Annotated in this window: 17 protein-coding genes; 6 read left to right on the top strand and 11 right to left on the bottom strand. The window is 71.9% G+C overall.

Annotated elements, in window-relative coordinates:
- Positions 1 to 53: 53 nt before the first annotated feature.
- The gene (locus AB0D45_RS05655; protein WP_362455411.1) at positions 54 to 827 is read right to left on the bottom strand and encodes a glycerophosphodiester phosphodiesterase family protein; all 774 of its coding nucleotides are present in this window, start codon (positions 825 to 827) and stop codon (positions 54 to 56) included.
- Positions 828 to 964: 137 nt separating this feature from the next.
- On the bottom strand, positions 965 to 2,629 hold the full coding sequence (locus tag AB0D45_RS05660; protein ID WP_362455446.1) for a fumarate hydratase: 1,665 nt from the start codon (positions 2,627 to 2,629) through the stop codon (positions 965 to 967).
- Between the two features lie 150 nt (positions 2,630 to 2,779).
- Between AB0D45_RS05660 and AB0D45_RS05665 the strand changes: the two genes are divergently transcribed.
- Together AB0D45_RS05665 and AB0D45_RS05670 are read left to right on the top strand one after the other, a co-directional pair.
- Entirely contained in the window at positions 2,780 to 3,457 is a 678-nt protein-coding gene (locus tag AB0D45_RS05665) for a DUF1707 domain-containing protein (RefSeq protein WP_362455412.1), read from the top strand.
- A 201-nt stretch (positions 3,458 to 3,658) separates the two neighbouring features.
- On the top strand, positions 3,659 to 3,991 hold the full coding sequence (locus tag AB0D45_RS05670) for a WhiB family transcriptional regulator (protein WP_362455447.1): 333 nt from the start codon (positions 3,659 to 3,661) through the stop codon (positions 3,989 to 3,991).
- Positions 3,992 to 4,228: 237 nt separating this feature from the next.
- Here the strand turns inward: AB0D45_RS05670 and glpX are convergent, their stop codons facing one another.
- Positions 4,229 to 5,260, bottom strand: coding sequence for a class II fructose-bisphosphatase (gene glpX / locus AB0D45_RS05675; protein WP_361608913.1), 1,032 nt, complete (start codon positions 5,258 to 5,260; stop codon positions 4,229 to 4,231).
- 225 nt (positions 5,261 to 5,485) lie between these two features.
- Here glpX and AB0D45_RS05680 point away from each other — a divergent pair, with 225 nt between their 5' ends.
- Positions 5,486 to 6,013, top strand: a complete 528-nt coding sequence (locus tag AB0D45_RS05680) for a DUF4245 domain-containing protein (protein WP_361608925.1) — start codon at positions 5,486 to 5,488, stop codon at positions 6,011 to 6,013.
- A gap of 82 nt (positions 6,014 to 6,095) precedes the next feature.
- Here AB0D45_RS05680 and AB0D45_RS05685 read toward each other — a convergent pair whose 3' ends face one another.
- The 4 genes from AB0D45_RS05685 to AB0D45_RS05700 form a co-directional block, all read right to left on the bottom strand.
- Complete coding sequence (locus tag AB0D45_RS05685; RefSeq protein WP_361598434.1) at positions 6,096 to 6,683, bottom strand: malonic semialdehyde reductase; 588 nt, start codon at positions 6,681 to 6,683, stop codon at positions 6,096 to 6,098.
- 97 nt (positions 6,684 to 6,780) lie between these two features.
- A complete protein-coding gene (locus AB0D45_RS05690) occupies positions 6,781 to 7,020 on the bottom strand; it encodes an exodeoxyribonuclease VII small subunit (protein ID WP_362455413.1) in 240 nt (79 codons plus the stop codon).
- Between the two features lie 50 nt (positions 7,021 to 7,070).
- Positions 7,071 to 8,360: an exodeoxyribonuclease VII large subunit gene (gene xseA / locus AB0D45_RS05695; protein WP_362455414.1), complete on the bottom strand. Its 1,290-nt coding sequence runs from the start codon at positions 8,358 to 8,360 to the stop codon at positions 7,071 to 7,073.
- Between the two features lie 33 nt (positions 8,361 to 8,393).
- Positions 8,394 to 9,779: an APC family permease gene (locus AB0D45_RS05700; protein WP_362455415.1), complete on the bottom strand. Its 1,386-nt coding sequence runs from the start codon at positions 9,777 to 9,779 to the stop codon at positions 8,394 to 8,396.
- An 86-nt stretch (positions 9,780 to 9,865) separates the two neighbouring features.
- On the opposite strand from AB0D45_RS05700, the gene AB0D45_RS05705 reads away from it, so the two are divergent.
- Both AB0D45_RS05705 and ppgK read left to right on the top strand, forming a co-directional pair.
- On the top strand, positions 9,866 to 10,870 hold the full coding sequence (locus AB0D45_RS05705; RefSeq protein ID WP_361598422.1) for a 4-hydroxy-3-methylbut-2-enyl diphosphate reductase: 1,005 nt from the start codon (positions 9,866 to 9,868) through the stop codon (positions 10,868 to 10,870).
- A gap of 21 nt (positions 10,871 to 10,891) precedes the next feature.
- Positions 10,892 to 11,641 (top strand): polyphosphate--glucose phosphotransferase, encoded by a 750-nt coding sequence (gene ppgK, locus AB0D45_RS05710; protein WP_362455416.1) that lies wholly within the window; start codon positions 10,892 to 10,894, stop codon positions 11,639 to 11,641.
- A gap of 26 nt (positions 11,642 to 11,667) precedes the next feature.
- On the opposite strand, the gene AB0D45_RS05715 is transcribed toward ppgK, so the two are convergent.
- Positions 11,668 to 12,117 carry a DUF6542 domain-containing protein gene (locus tag AB0D45_RS05715; protein WP_362455448.1) on the bottom strand — a complete coding sequence of 150 codons (450 nt, stop codon included), beginning with the start codon at positions 12,115 to 12,117 and terminating at the stop codon, positions 11,668 to 11,670.
- Between the two features lie 225 nt (positions 12,118 to 12,342).
- Between AB0D45_RS05715 and ychF the strand changes: the two genes are divergently transcribed.
- Positions 12,343 to 13,431, top strand: coding sequence for a redox-regulated ATPase YchF (gene ychF, locus AB0D45_RS05720; RefSeq protein WP_361598416.1), 1,089 nt, complete (start codon positions 12,343 to 12,345; stop codon positions 13,429 to 13,431).
- A gap of 134 nt (positions 13,432 to 13,565) precedes the next feature.
- Here the strand turns inward: ychF and AB0D45_RS05725 are convergent, their stop codons facing one another.
- From AB0D45_RS05725 to AB0D45_RS05735, 3 genes are all read right to left on the bottom strand, one after another.
- On the bottom strand, positions 13,566 to 13,829 hold the full coding sequence (locus AB0D45_RS05725) for a type II toxin-antitoxin system RelE/ParE family toxin (protein WP_362455417.1): 264 nt from the start codon (positions 13,827 to 13,829) through the stop codon (positions 13,566 to 13,568).
- On the bottom strand, positions 13,822 to 14,091 hold the full coding sequence (locus tag AB0D45_RS05730) for a type II toxin-antitoxin system Phd/YefM family antitoxin (RefSeq protein ID WP_019434848.1): 270 nt from the start codon (positions 14,089 to 14,091) through the stop codon (positions 13,822 to 13,824). The genes AB0D45_RS05725 and AB0D45_RS05730 overlap by 8 nt, the downstream gene beginning before the upstream one ends.
- Before the next feature lie 170 nt (positions 14,092 to 14,261).
- A complete protein-coding gene (locus AB0D45_RS05735; RefSeq protein WP_362455418.1) occupies positions 14,262 to 14,843 on the bottom strand; it encodes a Uma2 family endonuclease in 582 nt (193 codons plus the stop codon).
- Between the last annotated feature and the right edge of the window lie 73 nt (positions 14,844 to 14,916).

Here is a 14,916-nt window from a genome sequence, read left to right on the forward strand (position 1 = left end):
CCGGCCGGAGTGCACCCGGCCGGGTGTTCCCCCGTCACCGGCAGCCCACGGCCTCACAGCGCCGCGAGCTGCTCGCGCACCTGCCGGGGCCGGTTGGTGATGAGGGTCTCCACCCCGAGCCGGACGCACAGCTCCACGTCCTCGGGCTCGTCCACGGTCCACACCCGCACCCGCAGCCCCTTGGCCCTCAACCGCCCCACCAGCCCCGGGTCCTTGCGGACCAGGTCGATGCCCGGACCGGCGTGCCCCGCGAACGGCGGGCGCGGGGCCCGCAGCCGGCGCTCGATCAGGTGGACCGCGGGAAGCCCCGGCGCGAGCCGGTGCAGCCGGGTCAGCGCACCGCGCGAGAAGCTCATCACCTCGACCAGACCGGACCTGCCGTCGGCCAGCCCGTGGTCCCGCAGCATCCGCACCAGCTCGGCCTCCAGCCGGCCGCCGGCCCGGGTGGGGTGCTTGGTCTCCACCGCCAGCCCGACCGGCCGGTCCGCGGCGAGCGCCTCCTTGAGCAGGTCCTCGAACAGCAGCACCCGGGCCCCGCGGTGCGCCTCGCCCTTCCACCGGCCGAAGTCGAAGGCGGACAGCTCCTCGTACGTCATCGCCGAGACGGCCCCGCGCCCGTCGGAGGTCCGCTCCACGGTCCGGTCGTGCACACAGACGAGCCTACGGTCGGCGGTGAGCCGCACATCGCACTCGAGGGCGTCGGCCCCGTCGGCGACGGCCTGCCGGTAGGCCTCGATGGTGTGCTCGGGATGCTCGTGCGAGGCCCCGCGATGGGCGACGACGCGGACGGCGCGCGCGGTGCGGGAGTACGAGGTCGTCGGTGCCATACGGGAATCCTTGCGAACCGGGATGAACGGCCAGGGGCAGGCCGGTGCCCCCGACGTTAACCCGCCGCCGGGGCCGGCACCGGCACGCGCGAGGGCCCCCTCCCCCCGGGCGGGGAAGGGGGCCCTCACGACACCGGCTACAGGCCCGGGCCGCGGACCGGGATGTGGGTGAAGGTGGGCTCCGGGGCCGGGTTCTGGAAGAAGTCGTTGCCCTTGTCGTCGACCACGATGAAGGCCGGGAAGTCCTCGACCTCGATCTTCCAGACCGCCTCCATGCCGAGCTCCTCGTACTCCAGGACCTCGACCTTCTTGATGCAGTCCTGCGCCAGGCGGGCCGCCGGGCCGCCGATCGAGCCGAGGTAGAAGCCGCCGTGCGTGCCGCACGCGTCCGTCACCTGCTGCGAGCGGTTGCCCTTGGCCAGCATGACCTTGGAGCCGCCCGCCGCCTGGAACTGCTCGACGTAGCTGTCCATGCGGCCGGCCGTCGTCGGGCCGAAGGAGCCGGACGCGTAGCCCTCGGGGGTCTTCGCGGGGCCGGCGTAGTACACCGGGTGGTCCTTGAGGTACTGCGGCATGCCCTCGCCCGCGTCCAGCCGCTCCTTGATCTTGGCGTGCGCGATGTCGCGGGCCACGACCAGGGGTCCGGTGAGGGACAGCCGGGTCTTGACCGGGTGCTTGGTCAGGGTCGCCAGGATCTCGTCCATCGGCTGGTTCAGGTCGATCTTCACCACGTCGGCCGACTCGTCGAGGTGCGCGTCCTCGGTGTCCGGCAGGAAGCGCGCCGGGTCCGTCTCCAGCTGCTCCAGGAAGACGCCCTCGGCGGTGATCTTCGCGACCGCCTGGCGGTCCGCCGAGCAGGAGACGGCGATCGCGACCGGGAGCGAGGCGCCGTGGCGGGGGAGGCGGACGACGCGCACGTCGTGGCAGAAGTACTTGCCGCCGAACTGCGCCCCGATGCCGATCTTCTGGGTCAGCTCGAAGACCTGCTGCTCCAGGTCCAGGTCGCGGAAGCCGTGGCCCAGCGCCGAGCCCTCGGTGGGCAGCTCGTCCAGGTAGTGCGCGGAGGCGTACTTGGCGGTCTTGAGCGCGTGCTCGGCCGAGGTGCCGCCGACCACGATCGCCAGGTGGTACGGCGGGCAGGCGGCCGTGCCGAGCGAGCGGATCTTCTCCTCCAGGAACTTCATCATGGAGGCCTCGTTGAGGACCGCCTTCGTCTCCTGGTAGAGGAAGGACTTGTTGGCGCTGCCGCCGCCCTTGGCCATGAAGAGGAACTTGTACGCGCCGCCGTCGGTCGCGTACAGCTCGATCTGCGCGGGCAGGTTCGAGCCGGTGTTCTTCTCCTCCCACATGGTGAGCGGGGCCATCTGCGAGTAGCGCAGGTTCAGCTTGGTGTACGCGTCGTAGATGCCGCGCGAGAGCGCCGCCTCGTCGCCGCCCTCGGTCAGCACGTTCTGGCCGCGCTTGCCCATGACGATCGCCGTGCCCGTGTCCTGGCACATCGGCAGGACGCCGGCCGCCGCGATGTTCGCGTTCTTCAGGAGGTCGAGCGCGACGAACTTGTCGTTCGAGCTCGCCTCCGGGTCGTCGATGATGCGGCGCAGCTGGGCGAGGTGCGCGGGGCGCAGGAAGTGCTGGATGTCGTGGATGGCCTCTGCGGCGAGCTTGCGCAGCGCCTCGGGCTCGACCTTGAGGAACGTACGGCCGTCGGCCTCGAAGGTCGAGACGCCCTCCGAGGTCACCAGCCGGTAGGGGGTGGTGTCCTCGCCCAGGGGCAGCAGGTCGGTGTACGCGAACTCCGGCATGTCGGTAGCCATTCCTCAACTCGGCAGACAGCGCTGGCGACCAATTGGCAGCGCGGCTATCCAGCGTAGGACCTCTCGCGGCCGCCGTGTCTGTGAGGTAAGGCTCACCCAGCAGTATCGCGATCTATCGTGTCTCGCTATGCTGGCCGTGTGGACCTGGAAAAGCACTCCGCCGCCCCTGCCCCCGCGCCCGTCGCCGGGCCCCCCGCGCTGCGCGCCTCCGACGCCGACCGGGACCGGATCGCGGGGATCCTCGCCGACGCCCTCGCGGAGGGCCGGCTGACCTCCGAGGAGCATTCCGAGCGCCTGGACACCCTGTACGCCGTCAAGACGGTGGGGGAGCTGGACCAGCTGGTACGCGACCTCCCCGCGCCCGCCGCCGCACCCCGGCCGGCCGCGCCCGCGCCCGCCGTCGCGGCGGTGCCGCCGCCCGCCGCCGGACCGGTCGAGACGGTGGTCGCCGTGTGCAGCAGCTCCGCCCGCACGGGCCGCTGGCGCCCCGGCGCGCGCACCCGCGCGGTCTCGGTCATGGGCGACATCACCCTGGACCTCACCGGGGCCGTCTTCGAGCAGCAGGTCACCGAGATCACCGTGACCAGCGTCCTCGGCAACGTCGAGGTGCTCGTCCCGGAGAACGTCACCCTGCGCGGCTACGGCAGCGGGGTCCTCGGCAACTTCGACGTGCGCGGCGAGGGCGCGGCCGCCGACCCGCAGGCACCCGTGGTGATCGTCCGCGGCTTCGCCCTGCTCGGCAACATCGAGGCGCGCCCCAAGCGGGGGTCGCGCCTGGTCGACCTGGCGGCACGGCTGCGCCGGCACCCGGACTGAACGCGGCTGCGGAACGGCCGGTTTCGGACGAACCCGGTCGCCCCGGTGGCGCGCCCGGCATAGCGGAACGTCCACCCGGGTAGGGACTGGTGCATCGTCTCTCGCTCGCGTATACGTCGTCAGGAGTAGACCGTGCCGCATCCGCCGCATCAGTCCCTGCAGGCAGTCGCCGTCCAGGATCTTCAGACGCGCCCGGCCGCCGTGCCGAAGCCGCGGATCGGGGCCGGGGCGGAGGACGGCCCATGGCACACCGAGGCCGTGTGCCGCCGGGACGAGGCGGGCCTCTTCTTCGCGCCGTCCAAGGAGCCGACCGCGGCCCGCCTCGCCCGCGAGGAGGCCGCCAAAAGGGTCTGCGCGCGCTGCCCCGTGATGGTCGCCTGCCGCGAGCACGCACTGCTCCAGCCCGAGCCCTACGGCGTCTGGGGCGGACTCACCGCCGCCGAGCGCAGGGTGGTGCTGGGACGCAGGCGCCGGCGCGCCGCCGAGCTGCTGCCCGGCGCGGGCGCGCCCGGAGCGGTCGCCGCGGCGGGCTGAGCGGGCACGGCACCGGGGGCGACACGCAGGGCCCCCGCGGGAGCGCGGCACCGGCGCGGACGGAACGCCGGAACGCGAAGGCCCGCAGGCGCGGCGCGCGACGCCGCACCGCCGCCCCGAACCGGGCACGACACCGCGGGAACACCGCACGCACCGCACGCACCGCACGCACGCCGAAGGGGCGGCCCCCCGCACCGGGACCGCCCCTTCGCCGTGCCGTCGCCGGCCGGACCGCTCCTACTGGGCGCGGTCGAAGTCGATGCCGCTGTAGGCGCGCAGCTTCGACAGGCGGTGCGTGGAGTCGATCTGCCGGATCGTGCCCGACTTCGAGCGCATGACCAGCGAGGACGTGGTCGCGGTCTCCGAGCGGTAGTGGACGCCGCGCAGCAGCTCGCCGTCCGTGATGCCGGTGGCGACGAAGAAGACGTTCTCGCCGGACACCAGGTCGTTGGTGGTCAGGACGCGGTCCAGGTCGTGGCCCGCGTCGATGGCCTTCTGGCGCTCGGCCTCGTCCTTGGGCCACAGCTTGCCCTGGATGACGCCGCCGAGGCACTTTATGGCGCAGGCCGAGATGATGCCCTCGGGGGTGCCGCCGATGCCCATCAGCAGGTCGACGCCGGTGCCCTCGCGCACGGCCATGACCGAGCCGGCGACGTCGCCGTCGGAGATGAACTTGATCCGGGCGCCGGTCTCGCGGATCTCCTTGACGATGCCCTCGTGGCGCGGGCGGTCCAGGATGACGACCGTGACGTCCTCGGGGGCGATGTTCTTGGCCTTGGCGACCCGGCGGATGTTCACCGAGACGGGCGCGTTGATGTCGACGAAGTCGGCGGCCTCGGGGCCGGTGACCAGCTTGTCCATGTAGAAGACCGCGGACGGGTCGAACATGGTGCCGCGGTCGGCGGCCGCGAGGACGGCGATGGCGTTCGGCATGCCCTTGGCGTTCAGGGTGGTGCCGTCGATCGGGTCCACGGCGATGTCGACCTCGGCACCGGTGCCGTCGCCGACGCGCTCGCCGTTGAACAGCATGGGGGCCTCGTCCTTCTCCCCCTCGCCGATGACGACGACGCCGTTCATCGAAACGGTGGAGATCAGGGTGCGCATGGCGTTGACCGCGGCGCCGTCCGCGCCGATCTTGTCGCCGCGGCCGACCCACCGGCCCGCGGCGAGGGCCGCGGCCTCGGTGACCCGTACGAGTTCCAGGGCGAGGTTGCGGTCGGGCGAATCGGGAGCCACTTCGAGCTGGGGCGGCAGGTTGTGCTCGGTCATCGGAGCGCACCTTTCTGTACGACGACGGCCGGGATGTGAGGGTGCTGGAACTCTATCGGTTGGTCGACATATTGAGCAGACCGGGTCACGTATGAGCGGAATATCGGTCATGGTGTCCGGCTGAGCGGACACCGCGCGCCCCTGGCGGGACACCCGCAGGGGCCGCCACGCCCACCCCGGCGGTGATCGCCCCGGGCGATGCGGGACGATGGTGCGGTGGCAGGTATGAAAGGCAAGCAGACGGTCTGGGACATGGTCCGGTCGCTGGCGGTGATCGGCGTGGTCGTGGCGGGCATCTACATCTTCGTCCCCCATGACGACACGGCCGACCCGACGCGCACGGTGGACTACCGGGTGGAGGCCCTGACGGCCCGGCGTGCGGCTCCGTACCCCGTGGCCGTGCCGGTGGGCCTTCCGGAGCAGTGGCGGGCGACCTCGGTGACGTTCGAGCGCAAGAACGCGAACGCCTGGCACCTGGGCTTCCAGGACCCGGACAAGCAGTACGTGGCCGTGGAGCAGTCCACCGACACCTCCGCCAAGAACGTGGCCGGGATCACCCAGCGGGCGGCGGCCACCGGGCAGAGCCAGCAGGTCGGCGACCGCGCCTGGGAGCGCTGGGACGGCGAGAAGTACGACGCGCTCGTCCGGCAGGAGCAGGGGTACGTGACCGTGGTGACGGGCACGGCCTCCTTCGAGCAGCTGGGCGCGATGGCGGCGGCGCTGGAGTTCAAGCAGGGGCCGCAGACCCCGTAGGCGCCGCAGGACGTACGGCGCGCACGACGAAAAGGCCGCCCGCCCCGGGATCCCGGGGCGGGCGGCCTTCGTGCTCACCGGCTCAGACGGTGGTGATGACCTCGTCGTAGGCCAGGCGCGGGCTGCGGTCGAACCAGGCGCTCTCGCCGGGCTTGCCGATGTTGACGACCATCAGCGCGGTGTGGTCGTCGTCGAGGAACTCCTTGCGGATGCCCTCCAGGTCGGCGCCGGTCATCGGGCCGGCGGCCAGGCCGGCGGCGCGCACGCCCACGATGAAGTACGCGGCCTGCAGCGCGGCGTTCATGCCGGCGAAGCCCTCGCGCACCGGGCGCTCGGTGAAGTAGTCCTTGACCTGCGGGTAGTGCGGCAGGAGGGTGTCGAACTCCTCGTGGAACTCGTTGTCCGCGGAGAGGATGGCGACCAGGGGGGCGGCGGCCGTCTTGGCCTTGTTGCCGTCCGACATGAAGCTCACCAGGCGCTCGCGGGCCTCGGGGGAGCGGACCAGGGTGACGCGCAGCGGGGTCGCGTTGAAGGCGGTCGGGCCGTACTTGACCAGGTCGTAGATCGCCTGGACCTGCTCGTCCGTGACGGGCTCGTCGGTGAACGAGTTGGCGGTGCGGGCCTCGCGGAACAGCAGGTCCTGAGCAGCGGCGTCGAGCACGAGAGACATCGGTAGGCCTTCTTCTTTGCGGAGTGGTGCGGTGTCTCCGACTGTAAGGGGAAAGTAGATGAAATTTCAACTAACTCTCCCGGTCGGGTGGGGCGGATCACTCCTCGCGGCCGTCCTCGGCCTCCCCGGCCGCCGCCTCCCGGGCCGCGAGCGCCGAGTCCAGCCGGGCGCGGGCCCCTTCGAGCCAGTGCCGGCAGACCTGCGCCAGCTCCTCGCCGCGCTCCCAGAGCGCCAGCGAGTCCTCCAGGGAGGTGCCGCCGGCCTCCAGCCTGCGGACGACCTCGACGAGCTCGTCGCGGGCCTGTTCGTACCCCAGCGCCCTGTCGGTGTCTGTCATTCCCCGTGTCCCATCGTAGGTGTGCCGTGCATCGAATTGAGTGGAATGTGTCAGTTCTCTAGCGGGGCTGCGCCGGCGCTCGAGCCGGACTCCAGCGCCCCGTCCGAGGCCTCGCCGGACCGGGCCTCGCCGGGCCGCGCGACCGCCACCGCGAACTCGCCCTCCGCGACCCGCGCGCGCAGCACCTCGCCCGCCGCGACCTCCCCGGGCGCCCGCACCACGTGCCCGTCCGCCCGCTGGAGCACCGCGTACCCGCGCTCCAGGGTGGCCGCCGGAGACAGCGCGACCACCCGGGCGCGGGTGTGCTCCAGCTCCGACTCGGCCCGGTCCAGCAGGTGCCCGAGCGTGCGCCGGCTGCGGGCCAGCAGGGCCTCCAGCTCGGCCTCCCGGGTCTCCACCATCCGCTGCGGGTGCACGAACACCGGGCGCGCGAGGCAGTGCTCCAGCCCCCGCTCCTCCCGGTCGAGCAGGGAGCGCAGGGCGCGCAGCCCCCGCCCCTGGAGCTGGCGCACCCGCTCCAGCTCCTCCCCGACGTCCGGGACCACCTTCTTCGCCGCGTCCGTGGGCGTGGAGGCCCGCAGGTCCGCGACCAGGTCCAGCAGCGGGGAGTCCGGCTCGTGCCCGATCGCCGAGACCACCGGGGTGCGGGCGGCCGCCACCGTCCGTACGACCTCCTCGTCGGAGAAGGGCAGCAGGTCCTCCACGCTTCCGCCGCCCCGCGCCACGATGATCACGTCCACATCGGGCCGCGCGTCCAGCTCCTTGACCGCCCGCACCACCTGGGGCACCGCGTGCACCCCCTGCACGGCGACGTTGCGGACCTCGAAGCGGACCGCCGGCCAGCGCCGCCGCGCGTTCTCCAGCACGTCCCGCTCGGCCGCCGAGGCCCGCCCCACCACCAGCCCGATCAGCTGCGGGAGGAACGGCAGCGGCTTCTTGCGGTCCAGCGCGAACAGCCCCTCGGCGGCCAGCGACCGCTTCAGCCGCTCCAGGCGCGCCAGCAGCTCGCCGATGCCGACCGGGCGGATCTCGCTCACCCGCAGGGACAGCTGCCCGCGCGGGGCGTACCACTCCGGCTTGGCCAGTACGACGACCCGCGCGCCCTCGGAGACCAGGTCCGCGACCTCGTCCCAGACCTGGCGGAAGCAGGTCACGCTGACGGAGACGTCGTGCGACGGGTCGCGCAGCGTCAGGAACACCACCCCGGCCCCCGGCCGCCGGGACAGCTGCGTGATCTGCCCCTCCACCCACACCTGGCCCAGCCGGTCGATCCAGCCCCCGATGAGCCGGGACACCTTAGCGACCGGCAGCGGCGCATCAGCCGACGTATTGAGACCCATGCAGGCAGGCTAACCGGCGCGGCTGACAGCGTCTCAGGCCCGGGGCGGGATGTCGGCGTCCGGCACGCCCCCCGGACGCCCCCGCTGGACCAGCAGCACCCCCAGCCCCGCCAGCAGCCACACCGCCCCCACCAGCTGCGCCGTCCAGGAGGCCGCCGCGATCACCGCCACGGTCACCGCCGCCCCCAGCACCGGCACCACCAGGTGCTTCCACCACACCGGAGCCCCCTGCGCCCGCCGGACCACGAACCACCCCACCACCGAGGCGTGCAGCAGGGTGAACGCCACCAGCGCCCCGATGTCCACCACGGAGACCAGGTGGTCCAGCCCGTCGTCGCGCCGGGCCGCCCACACCGCCGCGACCAGCGTCACCGCGGCCGACACCAGCAGCGCCGCCCTCGGGGTGCCGCCCGACGTGCGCGCCAGCGCGCCCGGCAACCGCCGCTCCCGGGCCATCGCGAACAGCAGCCGCCCCGCCGCCGCCTGCCCGGCCAGCGCCGCGAACGCCGCCCCGACCGCCTTGCTCACCGCCACCAGGTCGTGCAGCCAGGGCCCGACCGAGGTCTCGACCGCGTCGTAGAAGGCCGGCCCCTGCCGGGCGGGCTCCGCCGCCAGCTCCGCCGGGGACACCGGCGCCAGCAGCGCCGCGAGGTAGGTCTGCGCGACGAACAGCACCCCGGTCAGCGCCAGGCAGAACAGCACCGCCCGGGCCACCCGGGCGCTGCCCCCGGTGACCTCCTCCGCGAAGGAGGCGATGGCGTCGAAGCCCAGGTACGACAGGACCGCGACGGACACCGCGCCCAGCACGGCGGCCGCCGAGAAGCCCGGCGAGCCGTCGCCGAGCAGCGGGGAGAGCCAGCCGCGCCGCGCCCCGTCCCGGACCAGCACGGTCACCGCCGCCACCACGAACACGAGCAGCACCGCGATCTCCATCGCCAGCACGGCGAAGCCCACCCGCGCGGCCACCCGTACGCCCCACAGGTTCAGCGCGGTGGTGACCGCCACCGCCAGCGCCGTCCACACCCACCGCGACACCTCCGGCACCAGCGCGTGCATCGCGATGCCGGAGAACAGGTACGCCACCGCCGGGATCAGCAGGTAGTCGAGCATCGCCATCCATCCGGCGATCAGCCCCGCCCCCTCGCCGAGCCCCCTGCGGGCGTACGTGAAGACCGACCCCGCCCGCGGGGCCACCCGGACCATCTGCGCGTACGAGAAGGCGGTGAAGGCCATGGCGGCGGTCGCGACGAGGTAGACGAGGGCCACCGCCCCGTGCGACCTGGCGTCGAGCGCGCCGAAGACCCCCACCGGGGCCATGGGCGCGATGAAGAGCAGCCCGTAGACCACCAGATCCCGGAAGCCCAGGCTCCGCCGCAGCGCCGCGGGGGCCGCGGTGCGGGATTCCGTAGCGGATGCCATCGTTCCTCCGGGTGGCGGTCGGGACGGACGTTCGGCCAAGTCTGTGCCGAACGGGCGACGTACGGCCTGCTGGAGACCCCCGTACGATGGAGCGCATGACTGCTCCCGCCCCTGCTCCCGCCTCCCGCCGCGTCCTGCTCGCCGCCCCGCGCGGTTACTGCGCGGGCGTGGACCGTGCCGTGATCGCTGTCGAGAAGGCCCTCGAGCAGTACGGTGCTCCGGTCTACGTCCGCCACGAGATCGTGCACAACAAGTACGTCGTCCAGACGCTGGAGAGGAAGGGCGCCGTCTTCGTCGAGCGGACGGAGGAGGTCCCGCCGGGCTCCATCGTGATGTTCTCCGCGCACGGCGTGGCGCCGGTGGTCCACGAGGAGGCGGCGCGCGGCAAGCTCGCGACGATCGACGCGACCTGCCCGCTCGTCACCAAGGTCCACAAGGAAGCGATCCGCTACGCCAACGAGGACTTCGACATCCTCCTCATCGGCCACGAGGGCCACGAGGAGGTCATCGGCACCTCCGGCGAGGCCCCGGACCACATCACCATCGTGGACGGCCCGGACGACGTGGCCAAGGTCGAGGTGCGCGACGAGTCGAAGGTCGTCTGGCTCTCCCAGACCACCCTCTCGGTCGACGAGACCATGGAGACCGTCGACGCGCTGAAGCAGAAGTTCCCCCTGCTCGTCTCCCCGCCCAGCGACGACATCTGCTACGCCACCTCGAACCGGCAGGCCGCGGTGAAGGTGATGGGCGCCGAGTCCGACCTGGTCATCGTCGTCGGGTCCAAGAACTCCTCGAACTCCATCCGCCTGGTCGAGGTCGCCCTGGACGCCGGCGCCCGCGCCGCCCACCTGGTCGACTTCGCGAGCGAGATCGACGAGGCCTGGCTGGAGGGCGTCACCACGGTCGGCCTGACCTCGGGCGCCTCCGTGCCGGAGGTGCTGGTCGAGCAGGTGCTGGAGTGGCTCGCGGAGCGCGGCTACGCCGACGTGGAGATCGTCAAGACCGCCGAGGAGTCGATCGTCTTCTCGCTGCCCAAGGAGCTGCGCCGCGACCTGCGCGCCGAGGCCGCGCAACTGGTCGCCGACAAGTAACTCCTTTCGTACCGTATGCCCATGCAGATCTTCGGTGTGGACATCGGTGGTACCGGCATCAAGGGCGCTCCTGTGGACCTGGAGCGCGGCGAACTGGCGCAGGAGCGCCACAAGGTACCGACACCACAGCCGGCCACCCCCGAGGGGGTGGCCGGGTGCGTCGCGGAGGTGGTGGACGCCTTCTCCTGGCAGGGCCCGGTCGGCGTCACCTTCCCGGGCGTGGTCACGGACGGCGTCATCCGGACGGCGGCCAACATGGACAAGGGCTGGGTGGGCGTCGACGCGGCGGCGCTGCTGTCCGCCCGGCTGGACGGCAGGGCGGTCACCGTCCTGAACGACGCGGACGCGGCGGGCGTCGCGGAGATCACGTACGGGGCGGGGCGCGGGGTCGCGGGCACGGTGGCCCTGCTCACCCTGGGCACGGGCATCGGCAGCGCGCTGTTCCGGGACGGCCGGCTCGTGCCGAACACGGAGCTGGGCCACCTGGAGCTCAAGGGCCACGACGCGGAGACCCGCGCCTCGGTCAAGGCCAAGGAGGACGGGGACCTCACCTGGGAGCGCTGGGCGCACCGGCTGGAGAAGTACCTGGCGCACGTCGAGATGCTCTTCTCCCCGGACCTGTTCATCCTCGGCGGCGGCGTCAGCCGCAAGCCGGAGAAGTTCCTCCCGCTGATCACGGGGATCCGGGCGCCGATCGTCCCGGCGGAGCTCCAGAACAACGCGGGGATCGTGGGCGCGGCGATGGCGGCGCGCGACCGGGAAGGGCGGTAGGCGCCGGTCGTCAGGAGCGCGGGTCGTCAGGGGCGCGGGGTCAGGAGGCGGGCGCCGGCGGCCCTGCGCTGCTGACGGGCGGCACGCTTGCGCCCGCTCAGGGCGGCCCGGCGCACCAGCGCGATCAGGGCGGCGGCCAGCGTCCCCGCGTACAGCCACCCGGCGTGCAGGGACAGCGCGGACACCACCCCCATGAGCTGCCCGCCGAAGCCGCCGGAGCCGTCCGAGACGGGCCACACCCCGGCGGCGAAGGCGATGGGGGCCGAGATCGGCGCGGTGATCAGGTCCGCCGGCCGCACCCACACGGCGACCGCGGCGGCGACGGGCAGGAAGAGCAGCCCGTACGCGAACAGCGAGGAGCCGAAGAGCAGCCGGCAGACCCCGGCGACCAGCAGCATCGCCAGGCAGGCCAGCAGCCCGCCGCCGAACCCGGTCAGCAGGGGCCGGGGCATCCGCCGGGGCGTCCGCCGCGGCATGCGCCGGGGCGCGGCGGGCCGCCGGGCCTGGGCGGGCACCTGGGCGGACGCCCGGGGGTGACGTACCGAACGCATCCTGTATTGCTCCACCCCACCAAACTAGGCGGGACGACGGCGGAATCCCGGGCCGGACACGCGTACGTCCACCCCCGCTCATCGGAAAGTAAACTGTCCGGTGGCCCACCTCCGGGCCGCCGCCCCCTCCAGCTACGGGAAGTCGCCAACGTGTCGCTCACGATCGGAATCGTCGGCCTGCCGAATGTCGGCAAGTCGACCCTGTTCAACGCCCTGACCAAGAACGACGTGCTGGCGGCCAACTACCCGTTCGCCACCATCGAGCCGAACGTCGGCGTCGTGGGCGTCCCGGACCCGCGCCTCGCGGTCCTGGCCGGCATCTTCGGTTCGCAGAAGGTCCTCCCGGCCACCGTCGACTTCGTCGACATCGCCGGCATCGTGCGCGGCGCGTCGGAGGGCGAGGGCCTGGGCAACAAGTTCCTGGCGAACATCCGCGAGTCGGACGCGATCTGCCAGGTCATCCGGGCCTTCAAGGACGAGAACGTCGTCCACGTCGACGGCAAGGTCTCGCCGAAGGACGACATCGAGACGATCAACACCGAGCTGATCCTCGCCGACCTCCAGTCCATCGAGAAGGCCGAGCCGCGCCTGACGAAGGAGTCCCGCCTCCAGAAGGACAAGGTCGCGGTCCTGGCGGCGGTCGTCGAGGCCAAGAAGATCCTCGAGGCGGGCGACACCCTCTTCTCGAAGGGCATCACCAAGGGCACGGAGCAGGGCGACCTCCTCCACGAGCTCCACCTGCTCACCACGAAGCCGTTCCTGTACGTCTTCAACGTGGACGAGGACGAGCTGACGGACGAGGCCTTCAAGGCGGAGCAGTCCGCCCTGGTCGCCCCGGCCGAGGCGATCTTCCTGAACGCGAAGCTGGAGGCGGACCTCGCGGAGCTGGACGACGAGGAGGCCCTCGAGCTCCTCCAGTCCGTCGGCCAGGAGGAGCCCGGCCTCGCCACCCTCGGCCGCGTCGGCTTCGCCACCCTGGGCCTCCAGACGTACCTGACGGCCGGCCCGAAGGAAACCCGCGCCTGGACCATCAAGCAGGGCGCCACGGCCCCGGAGGCGGCGGGCGTCATCCACACCGACTTCCAGCGCGGCTTCATCAAGGCGGAGGTCATCTCCTTCGCGGACCTGGTCGAATGCGGCTCGGTCACCGAAGCCCGCGCCAAGGGCAAGGCCCGCATGGAGGGCAAGGACTACGTCATGCAGGACGGCGACGTGGTGGAGTTCCGCTTCAACGTCTGAGCGGATGAAATAACACCACGTCACTGACGTGGCAAACATGCAGGTCAGAAGGGGTCGGACTGTGTCGAGTCCGACCCCTTCGCCGTCGCCGTGCTGGATGGGTGCTGGATATCCTGACGCGGGGTCAGCGGCAATCAGGTCTCGTAAACGGTGGACCGGTGTCCGACATGAACGGCCCAGACCACCAGCTCTCCATTGTCGATCGTGTAGACGACGCGATAGTCGCCGACGCGCAGGCGGCGTCGCTCGGGCTGGGATACGAGTGCGGTGGTGTTGAAGCCGAGAGGGTCGGTTTCCAGCTCGGTCAGCTTGGCCAGGATGCGCAGCGCCATGTCACGAGGGATCTTCCGCAGCTCGGCCTGCGCCTCGGGGCGGAAGACGGTCCGGTACTCACTCACCGCGTGCCAGCGTCTCCCTCATGATGTCCTCGATCGGGATGCCGGGCGCAGGGTTGGCCATGCGCTCGTCGATGATCCGGTTGATCTCGCGCTCTTCCCACTCCTGGTACTTGCGCAGCACCTCGATGGAGACGACGGCGGCGACTTCCTTGCCTCGACGCGTGATCACTGTGGGTACGTCGTCGCGATCCGCGCGCTCCACGACTTCAGCCAGGTGTGCGCGCACGTCGCGGATGGACTCGATGGGCAGCGGCTGTGTCATGCGCTCAAGCGTACCGAGTGTGCCATGTGTACACCACCTTGCCGAGCCGGGCGGGTGCTGGATGTGCTGGACGAACCCGCGCCGTGCTGGATGGGTGCTGGATGACCACGGGTCGGACTCTGACGAGTCCGACCCGTTCTGCATTCCCGTGCTGGCGTGGTGCCGGCTTTTCAGCCGCTTCGGGGCGGCGTGAGCTTGTCGAGGTCCAGGCTGACCTGGAAGGGCACCGGGCGCTGGAGGGTGCCTCGGAAGATCCCGGCGGGTGCGTATGCGCCGGTGGGTTCGTCGAGCTCGTAGACGTGGACGACGGGTGCCCCGTCCTCGTCCTCGATGCACCAGTAGTGCGGGATGCCGGCCTCCGCGTACTTGCGGAGCTTCACTGTGCGATCGCGATGGGCGGACTCCGGGGAGACGACCTCGATGACGAGCTGGACCTCTTTCGGTGCGAACCAGGTACGGTCGCCGTCGAAATCGGCCGTCGTCACCAGCAGGTCCGGTTCGGGGCGGTTGCGCGGGTCGAGCTTGATGGTCATTTCGCGGCCGACTCTGGTGTCGGCGGGCACCTGCTCCATGAGTGCGACGGTGAGCATGGTGACGAGGTGGCCGTGCCACCACCTCTGGGGCGACATCATGAAGACGAGGGCTCCGTCGATCAGCTCGGTGTGGCGGGGTGCCTCGGGGAGGCGGTCGAGGTCCTCCGCGAACCAGCCTTCCGCGCGGGGCGGGCGCATCCAGTCGGGCAGTGCGGTCATGGCTTCACGGTAGCGGCCCGCAGCTCAGGCTGGAGGGCCAACGATCCCGGTCCGGGGGTTTTCGGCAACGTGC

The organism is Streptomyces sp. NPDC048352, assembly GCF_040651895.1.
In the GTDB taxonomy this organism is placed as follows: Bacteria; Actinomycetota; Actinomycetes; order Streptomycetales; family Streptomycetaceae; genus Streptomyces.

Excerpts from the sequence above, each read along its gene's own strand:
- AB0D45_RS05655 (WP_362455411.1), bottom strand. The coding sequence starts at position 827 with ATGGCACCGACGACCTCGTACTCCCGCACCGCGCGCGCCGTCCGCGTC.
- AB0D45_RS05660 (WP_362455446.1), bottom strand. The coding sequence starts at position 2,629 with ATGCCGGAGTTCGCGTACACCGACCTGCTGCCCCTGGGCGAGGACACC.
- glpX (WP_361608913.1), bottom strand. The coding sequence starts at position 5,260 with ATGACCGAGCACAACCTGCCGCCCCAGCTCGAAGTGGCTCCCGATTCG.
- AB0D45_RS05680 (WP_361608925.1), top strand. The coding sequence starts at position 5,486 with ATGAAAGGCAAGCAGACGGTCTGGGACATGGTCCGGTCGCTGGCGGTG.
- AB0D45_RS05685 (WP_361598434.1), bottom strand. The coding sequence starts at position 6,683 with ATGTCTCTCGTGCTCGACGCCGCTGCTCAGGACCTGCTGTTCCGCGAG.
- AB0D45_RS05690 (WP_362455413.1), bottom strand. The coding sequence starts at position 7,020 with ATGACAGACACCGACAGGGCGCTGGGGTACGAACAGGCCCGCGACGAG.
- xseA (WP_362455414.1), bottom strand. The coding sequence starts at position 8,360 with ATGGGTCTCAATACGTCGGCTGATGCGCCGCTGCCGGTCGCTAAGGTG.
- AB0D45_RS05700 (WP_362455415.1), bottom strand. The coding sequence starts at position 9,779 with ATGGCATCCGCTACGGAATCCCGCACCGCGGCCCCCGCGGCGCTGCGG.
- AB0D45_RS05705 (WP_361598422.1), top strand. The coding sequence starts at position 9,866 with ATGGAGCGCATGACTGCTCCCGCCCCTGCTCCCGCCTCCCGCCGCGTC.
- ppgK (WP_362455416.1), top strand. The coding sequence starts at position 10,892 with ATGCAGATCTTCGGTGTGGACATCGGTGGTACCGGCATCAAGGGCGCT.
- AB0D45_RS05715 (WP_362455448.1), bottom strand. The coding sequence starts at position 12,117 with ATGCCGCGGCGGACGCCCCGGCGGATGCCCCGGCCCCTGCTGACCGGG.
- AB0D45_RS05730 (WP_019434848.1), bottom strand. The coding sequence starts at position 14,091 with ATGACACAGCCGCTGCCCATCGAGTCCATCCGCGACGTGCGCGCACAC.
- AB0D45_RS05735 (WP_362455418.1), bottom strand. The coding sequence starts at position 14,843 with ATGACCGCACTGCCCGACTGGATGCGCCCGCCCCGCGCGGAAGGCTGG.